The organism is Alcaligenes sp. HNGD-HTN06 (assembly GCF_049932565.1).
Lineage (GTDB): Bacteria > Pseudomonadota > Gammaproteobacteria > Burkholderiales > Burkholderiaceae_B > Alcaligenes > Alcaligenes ammonioxydans.
On sequence record NZ_CP187782.1, the window covers coordinates 2,444,572 to 2,461,783 of the forward strand.

19 protein-coding genes and 1 pseudogene are annotated in these 17,212 nt (G+C 58.2%); 14 read left to right on the forward strand and 6 right to left on the reverse strand.

The window, feature by feature from the left end:
- The first annotated feature begins 8 nt into the window (after positions 1-8).
- From hemF to ACOZ42_RS11140, 8 genes are all read left to right on the forward strand, one after another.
- Positions 9-914 (forward strand): oxygen-dependent coproporphyrinogen oxidase, encoded by a 906-nt coding sequence (hemF, locus tag ACOZ42_RS11105; protein WP_003802840.1) that lies wholly within the window; start codon positions 9-11, stop codon positions 912-914.
- Positions 905-1,522: a nicotinate (nicotinamide) nucleotide adenylyltransferase gene (gene nadD / locus ACOZ42_RS11110; protein WP_003802838.1), complete on the forward strand. Its 618-nt coding sequence runs from the start codon at positions 905-907 to the stop codon at positions 1,520-1,522. The genes hemF and nadD overlap by 10 nt, the downstream gene beginning before the upstream one ends.
- An 8-nt stretch (positions 1,523-1,530) precedes the next feature.
- Positions 1,531-1,935: a ribosome silencing factor gene (rsfS, locus tag ACOZ42_RS11115; protein ID WP_039943627.1), complete on the forward strand. Its 405-nt coding sequence runs from the start codon at positions 1,531-1,533 to the stop codon at positions 1,933-1,935.
- A 290-nt stretch (positions 1,936-2,225) separates the two neighbouring features.
- Positions 2,226-2,696, forward strand: a complete 471-nt coding sequence (rlmH, locus tag ACOZ42_RS11120) for a 23S rRNA (pseudouridine(1915)-N(3))-methyltransferase RlmH (protein ID WP_003802834.1) — start codon at positions 2,226-2,228, stop codon at positions 2,694-2,696.
- Positions 2,697-2,719: 23 nt separating this feature from the next.
- A complete protein-coding gene (locus ACOZ42_RS11125; protein ID WP_003802832.1) occupies positions 2,720-3,331 on the forward strand; it encodes a Maf family protein in 612 nt (203 codons plus the stop codon).
- 149 nt (positions 3,332-3,480) lie between these two features.
- The gene (dsbG, locus tag ACOZ42_RS11130) at positions 3,481-4,254 is read left to right on the forward strand and encodes a thiol:disulfide interchange protein DsbG (RefSeq protein WP_003802829.1); all 774 of its coding nucleotides are present in this window, start codon (positions 3,481-3,483) and stop codon (positions 4,252-4,254) included.
- 20 nt (positions 4,255-4,274) lie between these two features.
- Entirely contained in the window at positions 4,275-4,577 is a 303-nt protein-coding gene (locus ACOZ42_RS11135; RefSeq protein ID WP_003802825.1) for a hypothetical protein, read from the forward strand.
- Positions 4,578-4,709: 132 nt separating this feature from the next.
- Positions 4,710-5,480 carry a MipA/OmpV family protein gene (locus ACOZ42_RS11140; protein ID WP_059317974.1) on the forward strand — a complete coding sequence of 257 codons (771 nt, stop codon included), beginning with the start codon at positions 4,710-4,712 and terminating at the stop codon, positions 5,478-5,480.
- A gap of 7 nt (positions 5,481-5,487) precedes the next feature.
- Here ACOZ42_RS11140 and ACOZ42_RS11145 read toward each other — a convergent pair whose 3' ends face one another.
- The 6 genes from ACOZ42_RS11145 to ACOZ42_RS11170 all read right to left on the reverse strand — a co-directional run bounded on the left by ACOZ42_RS11145 (position 5,488) and on the right by ACOZ42_RS11170 (position 10,639).
- Positions 5,488-5,865, reverse strand: a complete 378-nt coding sequence (locus ACOZ42_RS11145; RefSeq protein ID WP_059317975.1) for a translation initiation factor — start codon at positions 5,863-5,865, stop codon at positions 5,488-5,490.
- Positions 5,866-5,983: 118 nt separating this feature from the next.
- A complete protein-coding gene (locus ACOZ42_RS11150) occupies positions 5,984-7,438 on the reverse strand; it encodes a YdgA family protein (protein WP_003802816.1) in 1,455 nt (484 codons plus the stop codon).
- 78 nt (positions 7,439-7,516) lie between these two features.
- Positions 7,517-8,392 (reverse strand): NAD(P)-dependent oxidoreductase, encoded by an 876-nt coding sequence (locus tag ACOZ42_RS11155; RefSeq protein WP_059317977.1) that lies wholly within the window; start codon positions 8,390-8,392, stop codon positions 7,517-7,519.
- Between the two features lie 117 nt (positions 8,393-8,509).
- Positions 8,510-9,157 (reverse strand): maleylacetoacetate isomerase, encoded by a 648-nt coding sequence (gene maiA / locus ACOZ42_RS11160; RefSeq protein ID WP_003802813.1) that lies wholly within the window; start codon positions 9,155-9,157, stop codon positions 8,510-8,512.
- Positions 9,158-9,191: 34 nt separating this feature from the next.
- Positions 9,192-10,163, reverse strand: a complete 972-nt coding sequence (gene ispH / locus ACOZ42_RS11165; protein ID WP_003802811.1) for a 4-hydroxy-3-methylbut-2-enyl diphosphate reductase — start codon at positions 10,161-10,163, stop codon at positions 9,192-9,194.
- Positions 10,163-10,639: an FKBP-type peptidyl-prolyl cis-trans isomerase gene (locus ACOZ42_RS11170; protein WP_230406177.1), complete on the reverse strand. Its 477-nt coding sequence runs from the start codon at positions 10,637-10,639 to the stop codon at positions 10,163-10,165. Before ACOZ42_RS11170 ends, ispH begins: the two co-directional genes overlap by 1 nt.
- Before the next feature lie 49 nt (positions 10,640-10,688).
- On the opposite strand from ACOZ42_RS11170, the gene radC reads away from it, so the two are divergent.
- The 6 genes and pseudogenes from radC to kynB all read left to right on the forward strand — a co-directional run bounded on the left by radC (position 10,689) and on the right by kynB (position 16,948).
- Positions 10,689-11,360: a RadC family protein gene (radC, locus tag ACOZ42_RS11175; protein WP_003802807.1), complete on the forward strand. Its 672-nt coding sequence runs from the start codon at positions 10,689-10,691 to the stop codon at positions 11,358-11,360.
- 92 nt (positions 11,361-11,452) lie between these two features.
- Positions 11,453-12,295 carry a MurR/RpiR family transcriptional regulator gene (locus tag ACOZ42_RS11180; RefSeq protein ID WP_003802806.1) on the forward strand — a complete coding sequence of 281 codons (843 nt, stop codon included), beginning with the start codon at positions 11,453-11,455 and terminating at the stop codon, positions 12,293-12,295.
- Between the two features lie 278 nt (positions 12,296-12,573).
- Positions 12,574-13,995, forward strand: a pseudogene (locus ACOZ42_RS11185) (MFS transporter).
- A 40-nt stretch (positions 13,996-14,035) separates the two neighbouring features.
- Entirely contained in the window at positions 14,036-14,707 is a 672-nt protein-coding gene (locus ACOZ42_RS11190; RefSeq protein ID WP_003802802.1) for an aspartate/glutamate racemase family protein, read from the forward strand.
- 34 nt (positions 14,708-14,741) lie between these two features.
- On the forward strand, positions 14,742-16,067 hold the full coding sequence (locus tag ACOZ42_RS11195) for an MFS transporter (protein WP_003802800.1): 1,326 nt from the start codon (positions 14,742-14,744) through the stop codon (positions 16,065-16,067).
- 251 nt (positions 16,068-16,318) lie between these two features.
- The gene (gene kynB, locus ACOZ42_RS11200) at positions 16,319-16,948 is read left to right on the forward strand and encodes an arylformamidase (protein WP_003802798.1); all 630 of its coding nucleotides are present in this window, start codon (positions 16,319-16,321) and stop codon (positions 16,946-16,948) included.
- The last annotated feature ends 264 nt before the right edge of the window (positions 16,949-17,212 follow it).

A 17,212-nucleotide genomic window follows, 5' to 3' on the forward strand; every position in this document is an offset into this window, starting at 1 on the left:
GTCTTTCCATGTCTTTACCCATTGATACCGTCCAGGCTTATTTCCGTCAGTTGCAAAGCCACATCGTGGACACCCTAGAGCAATTGGACGGCACGCCCTTCGAGTCGGACCAATGGGATCGTCCAGAAGGCGGGGGCGGCTTGTCCCGCCTGCTGGAGAACGGCCCCGTGTTCGAACGGGCAGCCGTTTTGTTCAGCCACGTCAAGGGGCATACCCTGCCCCCCTCGGCCAGTGCTCACCGTCCAGAGCTGGCCGGTCGCCCCTGGGAGGCCATGGGGGTATCGCTGGTGATTCACCCGCGCAACCCCTTTGTGCCCACCACGCACATGAACGTGCGTATGTTTGTGGCTCAGGCCCAGACAGCGGACCAGGCCGATGTGTTCTGGTTTGGCGGCGGTATGGACTTGACGCCCTACTACCTGAACGAGGACGATGCCCGTCATTTCCATCAGGTCTGCCACGACGCCCTGGCCCCACATGGTGAGGATTACTATCCGCGCTACAAGCGCTGGTGCGACGAGTATTTCTATCTGAAGCATCGCAACGAAACCCGCGGTATTGGCGGCATTTTCTACGATGACCTGAACGAGCCCGGCTTTGAGGCCAGCTTCGCACTGACGCGCTCGGTAGGCAATGCCTTTACCGACGCCTACGTACCCATAGTGCGTGCCCGCATGGATCACGCCTATACACCAGCGCACCGGGACTTCCAGGCCATACGCCGTGGGCGCTACGTCGAGTTCAATCTGGTGTTTGACCGGGGCACCCTCTTTGGTCTGCAGTCGGGAGGACGTACTGAATCCATCCTGCTGTCCATGCCTCCTCAAGCAAACTGGCGCTACAACTGGTCGCCCGAACCGGGCACGCCGGAAGCGGCCCTGGCGCAATATCTGGTGCCGCGCGAATGGATTTAAAGCGTGTAGGGCTTCTGGGAGGCAGTTTTGATCCCATCCACAAGGCTCACGTCGCGCTGGCGCTCGCCGCGCTTGAGCAATTGCAGCTGGATCAGGTACAGCTTCTGCCTGCCGCCCAGCCCTGGCAACGCGATGCGCTGGGCGCCAGCGCCCAGGATCGTCTGGCCATGGCGGAACTGGCGGCGCAAGGCCACTCCGGCTTGCGGGTGAACCCGGTAGAGATCGAACGCGGCGGCCCCACCTACACCATAGACACCGTGCGCCAGTTGCCTGCCGGAACACGGTTTTTCTGGATTTTAGGCAGCGATCAGTTGCATAATTTTTGCAGCTGGAACGACTGGCAGGAAATTCTCGAGCACGTCGAACTGGCTGTTGCCCAGCGCCCTGGCAGCCCCTTGGAAACGCCCGCGGCCTTGCAGCAGGAACTGAGCCGGCTTCAACGCCGTTTACATCAGATCGACTTTCTTCCCATGGATGTCTCGGCGACCCAGATTCGGGAGCGAGTGCAGCGTGGTGACAACATCACAGCCCTGGTCCCGGAAAAAGTCGCTCAATACATTGACAAAAAACGGCTCTATCTTTCCCACCCACAGGCGCGCCCTGTATAGTTCTTTTTATGAATATAGAAACACTTCAACGACTCGTCATCGATGCCCTCGAGGACGTCAAAGCTCAAGACATCAAGGTCTTTAGCACAACCCACATGACCGGCCTGTTCGATCGTGTGGTCATCGCCAGTGGTACGTCCAACCGGCAAACTCGCGCTCTGGCCCAGAGCGTTTCTGATAAAGCACGTCAAAACAAAGTCGAAGTCCTGGCGCATGAAGGCGAGGACACCGGTGAATGGGTGCTGCTGGACTTGGGTGACATCGTGGTGCATTGCATGCAGCCCGCCATCCGCCAGTACTACAACCTGGAAGAACTGTGGGGCGAGCGCCCCGTCGAAGTGGAGCTGCTGCCGCAATCGCGTCAGGTCCCACCGGCTGGTTTCTTCGCCAGCGCTGCCGACGACGAAGACTAAGCACCCCCTCCGCCCTTTCCCGGCGGTACTCAGGCCGCAACCAAGCTTGCGGCCTTTTTATTGCCGGGCCGCTCCCAAAGCTCGGCGCCTGCGGTAAAAAATGTCCCCTGGCGAATCCAAGCGGCTTGCTGGCCGCGAGGTGGAGCGCAAACCGAAGGCGCAGCGTGAGGGCTTTTTACCGCCGGGCCGCCCCAAGGTAACAAGCGCCCCGTCGGGAGAAGCAAGCCGAAGGCGTAGCGTGGGGGCCCTTTTTTCCTTCATTTCTTTTTTGTTTCTTCTGACGACGTTTCATGAAACTCATTGTCATCGCGGTAGGTCAGCGTATGCCCGACTGGGTGGAACAGGGCTGGCAGGAATATGCACGCCGCATGCCCCAGGACTGCGCCATAGAACTCCGTGAAATCAAGGCCGAACCCCGTACCAGCGGCAAAACGCCTGCCCAGATGATGCAGGCCGAGGCAAAACGTATTGAAGCGGCCATTCCCGCCCAGGCGATGCGCATTGCCCTGGACGAACGCGGCAAGGATCTGACCACCGTCAAACTGGCCCAGGAGCTGGAGCGTTGGCGCAATAGTGGTCAGGACATTGCGATTCTGGTGGGCGGCCCGGATGGCCTGGATTCGACCTTAAAGCAGAGCTGCCATGGCATGTTGCGTCTGTCCTCGCTAACGCTCCCCCATCCGCTGGTCCGCATCTTTCTGGCCGAACAACTGTATCGCGCCTGGTCCGTGATGACCGGGCACCCTTATCATCGCGCCTAAACCTATTTTTACTTCTGGTTCCTATGCCTTTTCAGCCCATCTACCTGGCTTCAGCCAGTCCTCGCCGCCACGACCTGCTCAACAGCATACAGATCACGCATGAGGTTCTGGCTGTTCCCAGCCCTCCCGGCGAGGACGAACCCCGTCTGGCACAAGAAACCGTACTGGAGTACGTACGTCGCACGGCTCGTGACAAGCTACAGCGGGCCCTGCAGTGGCGCGCGCAAAACAGCCAGCTGGATCAGGAGCGCGCCATTTTGAGCGCCGACACCACCGTGAGCATGGGCGAGGACATTTTTGGCAAACCCGCCGATCCGAGCGATGCGGCGCGTATCCTGCGCGAACTCTCGGGCCGCCGCCACAAAGTGACGACGGCCTTGTCACTGGGCGTAGGTGGAGTGGAATTTGAAAGCATCAGCATCAGTGAAGTCAGTTTCAAAACCTTGAGTGAGCAGGAAATCCAGGAATATTGCGCGGGCGGGGAACCGATGGGCAAGGCGGGTGCCTATGGTATTCAGGGTCTGGGCGGAGCGTTTGTCAGCCACCTGAGTGGCAGCTATACCGGTGTCATGGGACTGCCCGTCCATGAAACCTACCGCCTGCTGGAGCTGGCCAACCTGAAGCTGCGTACTTAAGTCCAGACCACAGCGGAAATACAGCCCGCTCGGAACACGAATGGGGAACTATCCCTGCGCGACCTAGTCCCATTCTTTTATTCCATTTGGCTCTTAGTATATGTTTTCTGGATATATACATTCACCGACTGTTTTGCAGGATTAACACCATGCCGCTTTCCTCTTTTTCGATTCGTCTGGCTCTGGCCAGCCTACTGTACGCCGGCACCGCCGCTTACGCGGCTGAGCTTCCGGCTGCCTTGAAAGCCCTGGAAGAACAGGGGCTGTCTGTTGTGGGTGAATTTGACGCCCCGGGCGGGCTGAAAGCCTGGGGGGCCTACAGTGGTAATCAGGCGCTGGCCATTTACAAGCTGCCCGATGGACAACACATGATGGTGGGCACCATGATCGATGCCAAGGGCGAGGAAGTACGCCCGGCGGGTCTGGACAAGCTGGTGCAGCCGGTCATTGCCAAGGACATGCTGGGCAAGCTGGAAAAATCCCGCTGGATCAAGGATGGCGAAGACACAGCACCTCGCATAGTCTATGTCTTCACCGATCCCAACTGCCCTTACTGCATGCAGTTCTGGCAAATGGCCCGCCCCTGGGTCGAGTCCGGAAAAGTGCAGTTGCGCCATGTGATGGTGGGTATTCTGGCTCCCAGCAGCAGTCTGAAGTCGGCTGCCATTCTCGCCGCCGACAATCCCACCCAGGCCTTGAACGAGCATTCCCTGGCCATGCTGAAAGACCGCAGCGCCGGTATCAAAGGCCTGGACAGCGTGCCCAGCGACATTGAGGCCGACCTGACCCGCAACGAAGATTTGATGATGGGATGGGATCTGCGCGCCACGCCCGCCATGATCTGGCAAGATGAGCAGGGCCGTATCCAAATGCAGACCGGAGCCTCACCCGACATCAGCGAACGGGTTTTCGGCCCTCGCTAATTCACCAGGAAAACCGACTCATGACAAGCCGTGTACTCTTGCATGCCCCCACCCCCGACGCCCTGGAGCGGGCCCGCAGCAATGCGCGTAACCTGCTCAAGGACATGCCCGAGGCCCAGATTCGCATCATTGCCAACGCACAGGCCGTTCAGGCTTGTGTCCAGGGCATGGAACACGATCTGGACACCGTGACCTTCCTGTGCCCGAATACGCTGCGCAATCAGTCGCTCCGCGCACCTGAACGCTTTCAGGTTCTGGCGCAGGGAGCCATCACGACGCTGGTGCAATTACAGGCTGAAAACTGGATTTATATTCGCGCCTGAGGGCATGTAGGGTCAGAACAACAGACCATACAGACCGGTCATGATTTTGTCGCCGCTGCCCCAAACCTTGATACGATAACGAGGCCCGCCACAAGCGGGCCTGTTTTTACCCGTATCACAAGGAAATCTGCCATGCCCACTCTCATTCGTTCTGCACTGCGTCCCTGCCTTTTAGCCATTCTGTGTACCGTAGGAACCAGTCAGGCACTGGCGCAGCAAACCACGGTGGGCGTGGGTGTCGGTTTTGCACCCAAGTATGAAGGGGCTGACAGCTACGGCGGCCGCTTCTATCCCTTGCTGTCACACCGCAATGGGCACTTCTTTCTGGCCCCCAAAGCTGGCATGCCTGCCCTGGGCCTGCAAACCAATCTGACCGACAACTGGACCATCGGCACCTATGCATCTTTGGCCCGTGCCCGTAAATCGGGTGATGCTGACCGCCTGCACGGCACGGACGATATTGACCGTCACGGCAACCTAGGGGTGTTTACGGCCTACCGTCTGGGCAATGCCAAAATCGAGGGCAGTTACTATCAGGCGCTGAAAAGCGGCTACGGTGCCACAGCCGTTCTGGACTTGAGCTACCGCCTGTGGAATGACCAGGACAGCAGTTTCTCGATGGGTGCCGAACTGAAATGGTCCAATGAAAAAGCCATGCGTACCTACTTCGGGGTGAAATCGCATGAGGCCGCCGCCAGCAATGGTCAGTTGCAACGCTACCGCCCCGATGCTGGCCTGCGCTCCTATGCGCTGTACGGCCAGTACACCCACAAGCTCAGCGAAAGCTGGTCCCTGCAAGGACTGGTGGGCGTAAACACCTTGGGGGAAGAGGCCAAAGACAGCCCCTTGGTGGAGAAAAAAAGCAGCGTCTTTGGCGGAGTAGGCCTGGGTTACAGCTTCTAATTGGCTCTCAGGGTCTGCCTACCCGTTTGACCGTCAAGCCCTTTTCTTCCAGGCGCGCCTGCACAAGGGCTCGATGGTCTCCCTGAATTTCCAGACCTGCCTCTTTCAGTGTCCCGCCTGCCCCGCAGGCGTTTTTCAGCTCCTTGACCAAGGCCTTGAGCTGCTCCTCAGGCATCACCAGTCCTGTGACCACGGTCACGCCTTTTCCTTTGCGCCCTTTGGTCTCCAGACTCAAACGCACTGGCCCCTGCTCCTGGGCCAGCTTTTCCTGACGGCGCTTCTCCTCGCAACAGCACTGGTTTTTCGGCTGTTCACAGTCCGGGCATACGCGCCCCTGGTCCGTGCTGTAGACCAATCTGGACAACTGATCCGCTAAGCTGGCCATTAAATCCGCTCCGTTTTAAACACAAGAAACAAAAAAGGCCACATCCACGGTTTGCAGCCCCACACTAAAAAGCCCACCGGACTCCGGTGGGCTTTGCACTGGACCAGGTCCAGACCAATTACATCATGCCCATCAGGACCAGGCCCAACAACTGCTCGGACGTAAAGCGCTGACCGTTGATGTCGAACACACGATCCTGACCGTTGTACTTGATCGTGGTCGAAATGCTGTTCTCATCATTGTTGAGCATCTTGGACTCGGCATAAGGAGCCACGGCGGCATCCAGAACCATATCCAGCATGGCGGCATTGCCCTCCTCGGCGGACAGGCCCTCTGCCTTGTCCATCTCAGCGGCCAGACCACGCAGCATAGGCTTGGAGATCAGGACATCCAGCTGGGCAGCAGGAATTGCCTCAACCCACAGCTCGGGGCTTTCCAGCAATTCTTGTTGCGTCGCATTGGGCTTTTGGAACTCCATGCGCAGATTGGCCTTGGATTCACCAGCCTCTGTGTACCAACGCAGGGGTTCGATACGCAGCACAGGCTTGTGCTCCAGCGCTTGCAGCGCCAGCTCCATCACCTTCTGGGCGGTAGGCCCGTCAACCGCCTCCAGATCGTCTTGCACCTTGGTGTCAGAAATCAGTTTGGAGATGGCGGAGATAGCCGGCGCATACACGCGATCAAAACCCATGACCAGCTCAACTGAGCCCAGCTTGACCTTGTCCTCAAACACCAGGTCGGTCAACAGGTAGCTCACCTTGGTATCGCTGATGGAGTCTTTGGTGACGGCATCCGAATTGACAGCGATCTGCTTGAAGGTAATACCCTCGGTCTCGGCCGACTGCATCTTGACGTCATCTACGCTCAGCTTGCCGACCTGGTTACCATTGACATTGATGTCACCGGTCTGCTTGAAGTCCATGATGAAGTTGGAGGCTTCCAGCTTCAAGGGCTCTTCGCTGATGTCATCGACAAACAGCTTGGGGAAGCTGCCGGTCACAACAATATCCTTGCTCTTGCCACCGGCTTTGGTACGCAACTGGCCGCCGCTGAACTCGACCTTGATCTCATCGCCTTGATGCTTGATGGCTTCAAAGTGAACATTGGAGTCCACCGCGCCGTCAAAGCCCACCAGACTGTCGGCCCACAAGGGAGTCTTGTCGCCCGTCAGCTTGAACCAGCCTTCCGTATCTTTGGTCTTGACCAGGGTGCTGTGCGACAAGGCCGCAACAGGGGTGAAGTTGCCCATTGCCAAGGCGGACATGGGCAGCGGACCGTGGCTGATCTTGTCGTCGAAAGTCAACTCCAAGGGTTGCTCTTGTGCATCGGCTGGCGTGAGTGTGAGGGTGTAACGAGCGGTAGAGGAAAACACGCCACGCTGGTAGTCGACTACATTCATGACGACCGTCTCGTTCATTCCCATTTGCTGCATTTGCTCGGCAGCCAGGGTGTTGAACTGGGCCACTTTCTCGCCCACGAGCGCTTCTGTTTTCTTGCCGGTGTACCAAGTCGAACCGCCATATGCGGCCGCTAGCACGACAACCAGTGTGACCAGCCCTGTACTTTTCTTCATGACTTCCCTTTTGTAGACCTACAGTCCCAACTTCAAATAGCCGACATAATACCGAAACTAAGTTTGACTGATGGTAGTTTATTCCCCGTAATTGTAACTATTCACCTGCGTAATGCGAGCGACATCTTCCTTACCCAGTCCCATCCGGTGGGCGTTACGGTACGTTTGTTGGGCAGCATGGGCCACCGGCATGCTCGTATGACTGACACTGGCCAACTGCGCCACCGTGTTCAAATCCTTCAGCATGGTGTCCACCGATGCCTTGACCTGCGTGTCCGGACGGGTCATGCGGGGCACGAACAATTGCAGCAAAACCGAATCGGCCCAGCCGCCCCCCAGCGCCTCGCTGATTCGGGAAGCGTCCACGCCATTGTCATTGGCCAGGCTCAACGCCTCGGCAATCGCCGTCAAAGTTGTGGCCACAATGGTCTGATTGCATAATTTTGTTACCTGACCAGCGCCCACCGCGCCCATCAGGGTCACGCGCTGTGAATAAGCGGCCAGCACAGGACGAACCCGCTCCAATGCCGCTGCCTGTCCTCCGACCATAATGGCCAGCGTACCTTGTTCGGCGCCACCGACACCGCCTGACACGGGGGCGTCCAGCCAGTGCGCGCCACAACGTTGCTGCAACTGGGCTGCCATGTCACGGCTTGCCTGCGGTGAAATCGAGGAATGGTCCACTACGATGCGCAACGCGCCCTGGACGCTGGCCAGCCCCTGTTCACCCAGAACGGTATCGTATACCGCCTGCGCATCAAAAACGCACAGAAACACGGCCTCACATTGCTCGGCCATCTGTGCCGGCGTATCGCAACAAATGGCACCAGCCTCTACCAAGGGGAGCACCTTGTCCCGGGAACGATTCCAAACCCGAACCTGATAACCCGCCTGTAACAGACGCCTCACCATAGGCTGGCCCATCCGGCCCAGCCCACAAAAACCAATCATCATGTTTCGTCCTTTACGCCCTCCTGCCAGGAAGCTCCCAGCAAGAAGTCAAGAAAAACCCGCCTGACAGGCGGGTAACGTCCGGTCGGCCCCCGACCGGATCACCGTCACACCGCGCGTTCAAGCAGCATCGGGTTGACGGTCGGGAGCTGCTTCCTGAAAGGCAGACAGTTCCAGGCATTTCTCTTCTATGGCCAACAAGCGGGGGAAGGCGGTCAGATCGATGTCAAAGCGACGGGCATTAAACATTTGCGGAATCAGACAAATCTCGGCGATGCTGGGGAGATCACCAAAAATGAAGGCCTGACCCTTTTTGCCATGCCGCAGCACCAGGGCCTCCAGCCCTTCCAGGCCAACGCTGACCCAGTGGCGATACCACTGGTTGCGCGCATCCTCCTGAACATGTAAATCATTTTTCAGGTACTGCAATACGCGCAGATTGTTCAGGGGGTGAATATCGCAGGCTACCGTCTGAGCCATGGATCGCGCCCAGGCCCGATCTGCCGAGGCCTTGGGCAACAAAGGCAGCTCGGGATAACGCTCGTCCAGATACTCCAGAATGGCCAGAGATTGCGTAATGATCAGACCGTCATCATCCAGGGCGGGCAACAGTTGAACAGGGTTGACCTGCACATAATCGGGCTGATGCTGCTGTCCCCCATCTTTGAGCAGATGAACCGGCCTGATCTGGTAATCCAGACCTTTGAGATTCAGACCGATCCGCACCCGGTACGCGGCGGAACTGCGAAAGTAGCTATATAGAATCATCTTGTCTCCTGTCCACCCTGCAAAATTCGTTTTTTTATTTGTTCAGGCTTTCAATCTTGCGCGACAGCTCTCGGGGCAGCGGGAAGGCAATATTTTCTTCCACCCCATCCAGGGCCCGCACTTTGCCTACGCCCAATTCCTGCAAGCGCTGAATCACCTGATTGACCAGAACTTCCGGTGCCGATGCGCCCGCTGTCACGCCCACGCGCTTTTTACCCACCAGCCAGGCCGGATCAATCATCTCCGGCTTATCCAGCAGATAAGCTTCCGCGCCCTTGCGCTCGGCTACCTCACGCAAACGATTGGAGTTCGAGCTATTGGTACTGCCGACCACCAGAACCAGATCACACTGCGGCGCCATGATCTTGACCGCATCCTGGCGGTTCTGGGTGGCGTAACAGATATCGCTTTTCTTGGGCTCGACAATGGTGGGGAAACGTTCGCGCAAGGCTTGGGCCACGACCGCCGCATCATCCACCGACAAGGTGGTTTGCGTCACAAAGGCCAGTTTGTCGGGGTCGGCCACATTCAGCTTGGCTACATCTTCCGGCGTCTCGACCAAGTACATCCCTCCGTCGGCTTGACCCAATGTGCCTTCGACCTCGGGATGGCCCACATGACCAATCATGATGATCTCGCGACCTTCGGCCCGCATACGGGACACTTCAATATGCACCTTGGTCACCAGCGGGCAGGTGGCATCGAACACTTTCAGGCCACGCCGCTCGGCCTCGTCACGCACCTGACGCGACACGCCATGCGCTGAAAAGATGACGATCGCACCGGCCGGGGCCTCGTCCAGCTCTTTAATGAAGATGGCCCCCTTGCTGCGCAGATCTTCCACCACATACCGGTTGTGAACAATTTCGTGGCGCACGTAGATAGGCGCGCCGTGCAACTCCAAAGCACGCTCGACAATATCAATCGCACGGTCAACCCCCGCACAGAATCCGCGGGGTTGGGCCAGAACAACCTCAGCGTTCTGAACAGGAGCAACTTGACTCATTACAGAATCCCCAAAATATGAACATCCAGACGCAAGGCCACACCGGCCAAGGGATGGTTGAAATCGAACAAGGCAGTCTTGTCGTCAATTTCCTTGAGCACGCCCGAGTAGCGGCTGCCATTAGGGGCAGCAAACTCGACCATATCACCGGGCACGAACTCCACGCCTTCAGCGGCGTTGCTGGCCAGCATTTCGCGGGTGATACGCTGCAAAAGGTCAGGATTACGGGCGCCGTACGCCTCCTCAGGGGCGATGTCGAGCTGAAAACGCTCATCTTCACGGTGCCCCAGCAACTTCTCTTCCATACCGGGGGCCCACTGACCGTTGCCCATCTGCAAGGTCGCCGGACGGCCCGTAAAAGTATCCGCAAACACAGAGCCTGCTGCCGGGCCGCTGGCCAGCTCTATACGATAGTGCAAAGTCAGGTAGGAATCCTGACGGACAATTCCAAGCTCGGAACTAGCAGAGTTACTCACGATCGCTCACTATAGAAAATCATTCAATTACCGCATTTTAGCGTTTCTTATGGCCACATCCACTTTACGCCGCCAAGGGCCCCGTGAGCGCATGTTGGCGCACGGCCCCACCTGTCTGACGACCGCTGAACTGCTGGGTATTGTGCTGCGCACCGGGACACGCGAGCGCAACGCTGTCGAGCTGGGCCAGATGTTGCTGGACCATTTTAACGGACTCAAAGGATTATTATCGGCCGATGCTTCAGCCCTGCGCCAACTGGATGGAATCGGCCCAGCCAAATGCACGGAACTATTGGTCATCCGCGAGCTGCAACGCCGCTGCGCCCTGGAATCCCTAAACGGCCTGCCAGTGCTGAACCATGCCGACAAAGTGCGCGAATACTGTCTGGCCCATCTGGGTCATTTGCCAGTGGAACACTGTCTGGCCCTGTTCCTGGACAACCAGCTTCGCTTGATCTGTGCGGAAGAGATCGCCCGGGGGACGATAAATCAAGCATCGGTCTACCCTCGGGAAATTGTGCGCTCAGCCCTGCGCCATCACAGCTGCGCCTTGATTCTGGCCCACAACCATCCCTCGGGCGCTGCGCACCCCAGCGCCTCCGATATCCGTCTGACCCGCCATATTCGTCAGGCCTTGGCCTTGGTGGATATCCGCTTGCTGGACCATATTATTGTCACCCCCAGTCAGACCGTCTCCATGGCCGAACGCGGAGATCTGTAGCCTGCTGCCCGACGGCGCATATCAGTTTTTGCCACCGTTTGACACGCTTGCCCGTAAAATCCAGAACACACCAACGCTGAGTACGGAACCTTATGTCTGATACCGCCGTGAAGTCCTTTGTCGGACGCATACGTGACATTCTTCACGATCTCTCCCCATCTGAACGACGCCTGGCGGAATTTGCCCTGGACTTTCCGGGGGATCTGGCGGGCTACACGGCCTCCGAACTGGCGTCCCTGGCCCATGTATCCAATGCGACTGTCACCCGCTTCATCCGGCGACTGGGTTATCGCAATTATGAAGCGGCCCGCAAACAAGTCCGATCTGAAAAAAAAGCGGGTTCTCCTCTGCTGCTGGCAGCCACCGAAACGGAAGCCGAACGATCACTGACGACGCATTTGCAGCAAAGTCAGAACAATCTGGCCTCCACATACCGACGCCTGCCCGAATCGCTGCTCAAGGAGGTGGCTCAGTCCATTCTGGATGCGCGCAAGGTATGGGTGCTGGGATTTCGCTCCAGCCAGGCCCTGGCCAGCTACTTTCGCTGGCAATTGCTCCAAATCGTCCCCGAGGCTCAACTGATTCCTGGCCCGGGTGAGACCATGGGCGAACATCTGGCAGGCATACATGCCGACGACGTGGTGGTCATTTTTGCCCTGCGCCGTCGGGTGCGCAATATGGACCAGCTTATTGAACAGATGGCGCAGCTGAACCCGAATGTGCTGCACATCACTGACCAGCTCAGCGCAGAGAAAAGCGCCTGTCGCTGGACCCTGCGCTGTGACGTCCAATCGCCCGGTGTGCTGGATAACCATGTGGCCGTGATCGGCCTTTGCCATTTGATCCTGAGCCAGGTCATGGATCAAGCCGGTCCTGCCGGACGTCGTCATTTAGGCCTGGTAGAGGCTTTCCACGACAGCTTTCTGGAGCTGTAGCTTACCGCCCTCGCCTCACAGGCACTTATCCAGCACGCCCACCCAGGCAGGTGTGGCCGCCCCCGGCGATGTCATGGCAGGAATCGTATAAGGATCATACGCAAATTGCGATGATCCTTTTTTTATTAAAAATCCTTTTATATCAACATCCCGCCCTAGACTTACGCAAGATTTGCAAAAACTTTCTCGTTTACCCTAGTTTTGAAAATATTTTTTCATTTTCATAATGAGTGAAAAAATGATGTTGGGCCATACGCGTCCTGAAACGAGGAGAAACCATGTCTAGCAAGCAGCAAACCTTGCCAGCCGACACCGGGCCGGCACCGGCCAGTTCTACGGCCAGCGATCACCCTACGGTTCAGCAGCAACTGGAAAACTCGCTGGAAACCATAGGCGTCACCCATTCGCACCGCAAAGTGCTGGCCCTGATTTTGCTGGGCGTGCTCTTTGATGTGCTGGAGCAAAATGCCGTGGGCCTGGTCGGCCCGCTGCTGCAGGAACACTGGGGGCTGACACCGCGTGACGTCGGCTTTCTGAACACCCTGACCTTCGCCGCTGCTGCCCTAGGGCGCTTGCTCTCGGGCTATATCGCCGACCACTATGGTCGACGCGTCATGCTGACCATCAATCTGGCGCTGTTTACGCTGGGAGCCCTGATCTGCGCCCTGGCCCCCAGCTACTGGGTGTTAGGGCTGGGCCGGGTCATTGTGGGCTTTGGTCTAGGCGGCGAAATCTCGATTGCCGTCACCATGCTGGCCGAGTTCTGCTCCTCGCGCTTTCGCGGAACCGCCGTGGGCACCATCAACGTGGCAGGCGGCGGCCTGGGCAATATGCTCGCCCCCGCTTTCGGCCTGCTGGTCTTCACCCTGTTCCCCGGCCCTGAAAGCTGGCGCTGAGTATTTGGCCTGCTGGTCATGCCCGCTTTTATGGTGCTGTTCTATCGTCGCTACATACCTGAAACGCCGCGTTTTCTGGTGTCGCAAGGCCGGATCGAAGAGGCCAATCAGGTTTTGAACATTCTGGCTTCGGGCAAGCTGGGCCGCCCTGTTGCCCAGCCCTACCCTTATCTGCACAGCGGTCCGCAAGGGCAAAAAGTCGAACGTGTGCGCTTGGGCGAGATTTTCCAAGGCCCTCTGGCCATGCGTACACTGGTCACCGGCATCGCCGTGTGCATGACCTACGGGGCACAACTGACGGTTCTGACGCTGATGCCCACCTTGCTGGTCGAACAAGGCTACTCGCTGGTGAAAAGCTACACCTTTACGATCCTGATGCAATCAGGCAGTCTGCTGGGTGCCTTGACCGCCTCCTGGCTGGGGTCGCGTCTGCCCCGCAAACGTGTCTTTACCACGGGAGCCTTGCTGGCCTGCGCCAGTGGCCTGGCCTTCGGATTTCTAAGTACCAATATTTATCTGGTGCTGCTGTTTGGCGCAGCTTTCCAGTTTTGCGTCCTGCTGCTGAACACCACCATCTGGATTTTCGCCCCCGAGCTTTATCCCACCCGTGTGCGAGCCTTTGGAACCGCATTCATTCTGGCCCTGGGTACCCTGGCGGGCGCTTTCATCCCGACGCTGAGCGGCTGGGTACTGGAAGCTCATGGCGTAGCCGGCATGTTCTCCCTGATGGCGGGGATGTACATCACCTTTGCCGCGGTTCTGCAATTGGCACCCGAAACCTTTGGTCGCCCCCTCGATACCTGATTTCAATTGGATAAGCCGTGTTGCTGCGGCCCTCGTATTTATGTCTCATACCGTACTGCTCATCAATCCCAACACCTCCCGCCCCACGACGGACATGATGGTGGCGCTCGCCCAGGCGTGCTTCCAAAGCCTGCAGCGAAGCGATATCCAGGTCCGGGGGCTAAGCGCTCCCCAAGGCCCAGGCATGCTAACCACCCAGGAGGAGTTGGAGCAGGCTGCCGCCATGGCGGAACACCCGCTGGTACTGGCTCAGGTCAGGAACGCGGACGGTGTCATCATCGGCGCTTTTGGTGACCCTGGCCTGCAGCCCCTGAGCCAGAGCGTGAGCATACCGGTGATCGGTATAGGACAGGCTGCCATGCAGCAAGCCGTGCAGGTAGGCTCCCCTTTTGGCATCGCCACCACCACGCCACAGCTGGAGCAATCGATTCTGAATCAGGTCAGACGCTATGGCTGGATCGAACAATTCTCGGGCCTGCGCCTGACCCCCACCGCTCCGCTGGATCTGGCCCAGGCGCCGCAGCGTCAGTATCAGGAATTGGCCGACAGCGTCGCGGCATGTATTGAGCTAGACGGCGCGCGGGCCGTCATCATCGGCGGCGGGCCCCTGGCACAAAGCGCACAGGCGCTGCAAAACAAGCTGGCCGTCCCCGTCATCAACCCCATCGTTGCTGCCTGCGAGCTGATGGCCCAGCGCCTGCCCCCCACTTAGCCTTAACACGCGGTACCCACCTCAGGAGACTTCAATGACGAGCAGCACCCTCGTGGACGGCGCGCGCGCCTTGTCCGCTGATAAACAAGAACTGGACCAGATCTACAAGAAGGTCATGTGGCGGATCTTGCCCTTTATTTTTCTGCTGTGGATGCTGGCCTGGATAGACAGGCTCAATATTGGTTTTGCCAAACTGCAAATGCAGCCCGAACTCGGGTTCTCCGAAACGGTGTACGGCATAGGCGCGGGGATCTTCTTTCTGGGATATTTCTTTTTTGAAGTACCCAGCAACTGGTTGCTGCTGCGCATTGGTGCGCGCAAGACCTTGGCCCGTATCGCCTTTGGCTGGGGGCTGATCTGTGTGCTGATGATGTTTACCAAAACAGCTGCCTACTTTTATGTGATGCGCTTTTTGCTGGGTGCGTTCGAGGCCGGCTTTCAGCCTGGCGTGCTGCTGTTCCTGACGTTCTGGTTCCCGGCTCATCGGCGAGCCAAAGCCTTCGCGGTCTTCATCTCGGCCTCGGCGGTGGCCTCGGTCGTAGGCGCGCCCCTGGCGGGCCTGATCATGACCCGCCTGGACGGGGTCAACGACTGGTCTGGCTGGCAATGGTTGTTCCTGCTTGAAGGGCTGCCCACAATTTTTGCTGGCATTCTGGCCGTGATGTTCATCGTCGACAGCCCCGAAAAAGCCAGTTGGCTCAGTCAACGGGAAAAAGATCTGATCAAGCAAGAACTGGCTCTGGACGCCAAGGCCGCAGGACCACGCGAACACAGCTTCAAAAAAGCCTTGGGCAACCCCGACCTGTGGACCTTGACCCTGATGTTTTTTGGCATTGTGGCTGCCAACTCCACCTTGGCCTTTTTCGCGCCCACCCTGGTTCGCTCACTGGGCCCCAGCGATCCTTTGCAGGTTGGCCTGCTGGTCGGACTGGTCTATGTCTTTGGAGCGGTCTTTCAACTGGCGCTGGGCTTTAGTGCCGACCGTCATCGCGAAGCCCGTCTGCACACCGGCGTCCCTGTCATCATCGGAGCAATCGGTCTGGCGGGGGTAGGACTGTTCCTGGGCAATAACACTGCCCTGGCCTTTATCAGCCTGATTATTGCCGTGTCCGGCACCATGGGATGCATTCCTGTTTACTGGCAATTGCCCAACGCGGTCCTGGCGGGCTCGGCGGCAGCTATCGGGGTGGCCTTCATTAACTCTGTCGCCAATCTGGCCGGCTTTGGCGCGCCCTTTATGTTGGGCGCCCTCAAAGACTCCAGCGGCAGCTTCCAAAGTGGCTTGTGGATTATCGCGGCTCTGGAGCTGGCCGTGGGCTTATGGATTCTGTCCTTTCGCAAGCGGCAGCATAAAGGCTGAAACAGTGTGCCCGCCTTGAGCGGGACGCAGCCCGAAACGCAACCGTGACACGGATTTCGGGCTGCTTTTTTACAGCGCACAATGGTGGCACCCCGTGCAGTGAGACTGGGTAATGCGCTGATTTCGATGCCCAATACAGGACCTTGTCACGTTGTCGCCCGGATCAGGCTAGAGCCAAGCGCACCGCCACGCCGATGGGCCGGGAATCCTCTACACTGACTCTTACTTCTTTTAGCAGCAGCGAGCACAGCATGCGTACGATCTGGGACATTTCCCCGCCTGTCAGTGATCGATCGCCGGTTTTCCCCGGTGACACCGCCTACCAGCAACGCTGGACAGCCACCCTGGACACCCACTGCCCGGTCAATGTGGCGGAAATCCGCTTGTCTACCCATCTGGGGGCGCATGCCGACGCCCCCCTGCACTACGACCCTCACGGCCCAAGTGCCGGCCACATGGCGCTGGAGCCATTTCTGGGACCCTGCCGCGTCATCCACGCCCGTCATGGCCGCCCACTGATCGAGCCAGCCGATCTGCTGCCTCATTTGAGCAATTGCCCGCCGCGCATCCTGGTCAGTACCACCGCCAAGGCCAAGTACGATGCCTGGAGCGATCATTTCACAGCCTTCGCCCCTTCAAGTTTGCAATTATTAGCCGACCAGGGCATACAACTGGTGGGCATCGACACGCCCAGCGTCGATCCGGCCAGCAGCAAGACACTGGAAAGTCATCAGGTCCTACGTCATCATGCTATGCGCGTGCTCGAAAATCTGGTGTTGGACGAAATTGCTCCGGGCGACTACGAGCTCATCGCTTTGCCTCTGGCCCTGATTCAGGCAGATGCGAGTCCGGTTCGTGCCATTCTCCGCTCTCTGGACTGACAGCAGGACGCGAACTGCCAACCATCCACTGACCTTCTCGACTCGACCTCGTCCGCACGATAGGAAGCACCCGCCACCAGCACTAGGCATCCCGTGTTCGAACACATAGAGCTGCCACTTCTCTGCGGCACGGCCAGGCACGGTTTTGCGTGCTTTCCAGGCAGACACGGGGCGGTTCAATCCACGCCTTGTTGCACTTGTGCCGCGCTTTTGCCGAGTTTTCTTTGAAAAGCGCCTGCTCAATGCTAAAATTTCAGGCTTTAT

Bases quoted from the DNA above. Each gene is read 5' to 3' on its own strand.
- ACOZ42_RS11135 (WP_003802825.1), top strand. From the start codon at position 4,275: ATGACAAGCCGTGTACTCTTGCATGCCCCCACCCCCGACGCCCTGGAG.
- hemF (WP_003802840.1), top strand. From the start codon at position 9: ATGTCTTTACCCATTGATACCGTCCAGGCTTATTTCCGTCAGTTGCAA.
- ACOZ42_RS11145 (WP_059317975.1), bottom strand. From the start codon at position 5,865: ATGGCCAGCTTAGCGGATCAGTTGTCCAGATTGGTCTACAGCACGGAC.
- ACOZ42_RS11155 (WP_059317977.1), bottom strand. From the start codon at position 8,392: ATGATGATTGGTTTTTGTGGGCTGGGCCGGATGGGCCAGCCTATGGTG.
- ispH (WP_003802811.1), bottom strand. From the start codon at position 10,163: ATGAGTCAAGTTGCTCCTGTTCAGAACGCTGAGGTTGTTCTGGCCCAA.
- ACOZ42_RS11180 (WP_003802806.1), top strand. From the start codon at position 11,453: ATGTCTGATACCGCCGTGAAGTCCTTTGTCGGACGCATACGTGACATT.
- ACOZ42_RS11140 (WP_059317974.1), top strand. From the start codon at position 4,710: ATGCCCACTCTCATTCGTTCTGCACTGCGTCCCTGCCTTTTAGCCATT.
- ACOZ42_RS11190 (WP_003802802.1), top strand. From the start codon at position 14,036: ATGTCTCATACCGTACTGCTCATCAATCCCAACACCTCCCGCCCCACG.
- ACOZ42_RS11150 (WP_003802816.1), bottom strand. From the start codon at position 7,438: ATGAAGAAAAGTACAGGGCTGGTCACACTGGTTGTCGTGCTAGCGGCC.
- kynB (WP_003802798.1), top strand. From the start codon at position 16,319: ATGCGTACGATCTGGGACATTTCCCCGCCTGTCAGTGATCGATCGCCG.
- radC (WP_003802807.1), top strand. From the start codon at position 10,689: ATGGCCACATCCACTTTACGCCGCCAAGGGCCCCGTGAGCGCATGTTG.
- ACOZ42_RS11125 (WP_003802832.1), top strand. From the start codon at position 2,720: ATGCCTTTTCAGCCCATCTACCTGGCTTCAGCCAGTCCTCGCCGCCAC.
- maiA (WP_003802813.1), bottom strand. From the start codon at position 9,157: ATGATTCTATATAGCTACTTTCGCAGTTCCGCCGCGTACCGGGTGCGG.
- ACOZ42_RS11195 (WP_003802800.1), top strand. From the start codon at position 14,742: ATGACGAGCAGCACCCTCGTGGACGGCGCGCGCGCCTTGTCCGCTGAT.
- rlmH (WP_003802834.1), top strand. From the start codon at position 2,226: ATGAAACTCATTGTCATCGCGGTAGGTCAGCGTATGCCCGACTGGGTG.
- rsfS (WP_039943627.1), top strand. From the start codon at position 1,531: ATGAATATAGAAACACTTCAACGACTCGTCATCGATGCCCTCGAGGAC.
- dsbG (WP_003802829.1), top strand. From the start codon at position 3,481: ATGCCGCTTTCCTCTTTTTCGATTCGTCTGGCTCTGGCCAGCCTACTG.
- nadD (WP_003802838.1), top strand. From the start codon at position 905: ATGGATTTAAAGCGTGTAGGGCTTCTGGGAGGCAGTTTTGATCCCATC.